Genomic DNA, 1,129 nt, shown 5'->3' with positions numbered 1-1,129 from the left:
CCGGGTCGTGCACCAGGTTGAACAGGTCGTCGAACCGGCGGCCCGGATCGGCCGCCGCGGGGCGGTGAAGCTTGGCCTGCATCTGAAGATACCCGCCGAGATGATCCCATCGGGACCGACTCGGACGCGGCGTCACCATTCGGTGGCGCATCTTTCGGCATTACAGTCTCCGCCCTTCTCGAAACCGCTGCCGCCCTTCGCCATGTGACCGGCTTTCCCGGCCTCGGACTACTACGGCGGCTCCGCCCCACCCGACACGTTCGACGGTCGATGCATCTATCCCGCCCCGGCGAGCCGGCTGCTCACCAGACCGGGAGCCGTGACGGATGGTTCCCGTGTTCACTGTGATTCGCTCGACGAAGTAGGAGCCCAACTGTGTCCCTGCGGCATCGCCACGAGTACGCCGTAGACCTTCCTCGTGGCCTCCCGGCCGGCTTCCATAAACCGACCCAGGAGTTCCCCACCGACCTCGGTGGGTGCGCACCGCGTCCTGCCCAGATCCGCCAGGTTCGAGCAGGTGGCGCATTGAGGGACGCAGGCAACGCTGGTTCCTCGCGTACTCCTCTTCGTCTCGCTTGCCGGACCCGCACCATCTGGCAGTACTGGCCACGTCCCGGCGTTGTCAGGGCTGCTCCCACCCTTTCCGGCATCACCCGGATCGGGCTGCCCTCAGCTCCACCGACCTGCTACGACAGCCCGGCGGTGAAGGTCTCTCACCTCCACTCGAATCACAGCACCTCACGGCGCAAACGGAAAGTGCGACAGATCCGCCGACCGCCCCGAAGCCGGACAGCCGATCGCGACGAGGATTACCGAGCCCAGTCGCCGCGCTCGAGCAGCCACGACACCGCGATGCCCGCGACCAGACCCCAGAACGCGGCGCCGATGTTCCAGAACGCGACATTCGAAGCGGTGACCACGAACGCGACCAGCGCGCCCATCGTGTGGGTGCGACCGAACCCGGCGACGAACGCGCCCTGCAGTGCCCGCAGCATCGCCAGCCCACCGAGCGTGGCGACGAATGCGACGGGCGCCGCGGTCATCCACCGTACGAACAGCGGTGCGAACGAGCCGAACACGATCGCCAGTACGCCGCACGTCACGGCGGCCGTGTACTGGCGGCTGCGTT

At 67.4% G+C, this 1,129-nt stretch carries 2 protein-coding genes; one reads left to right on the top strand and one right to left on the bottom strand.

Features of this window, described 5'->3' with window-relative positions; genetic code table 11:
- Positions 1 to 208 (top strand): hypothetical protein (locus tag I0Q12_RS33285; protein WP_231611042.1); only part of this gene is annotated, 208 nt, incomplete at its 5' end.
- A 601-nt stretch (positions 209 to 809) separates the two neighbouring features.
- Here I0Q12_RS33285 and I0Q12_RS19720 read toward each other — a convergent pair.
- On the bottom strand, positions 810 to 1,129 hold a 320-nt coding region (locus I0Q12_RS19720), incomplete at its 5' end, for a benzoate/H(+) symporter BenE family transporter (protein WP_197253779.1).

The sequence above is a fragment of the Rhodococcus sp. CX genome, assembly GCF_015865005.1.
GTDB lineage: Bacteria > Actinomycetota > Actinomycetes > Mycobacteriales > Mycobacteriaceae > Rhodococcus.
This window is presented reverse-complemented; position numbering and strand designations above follow the sequence as displayed.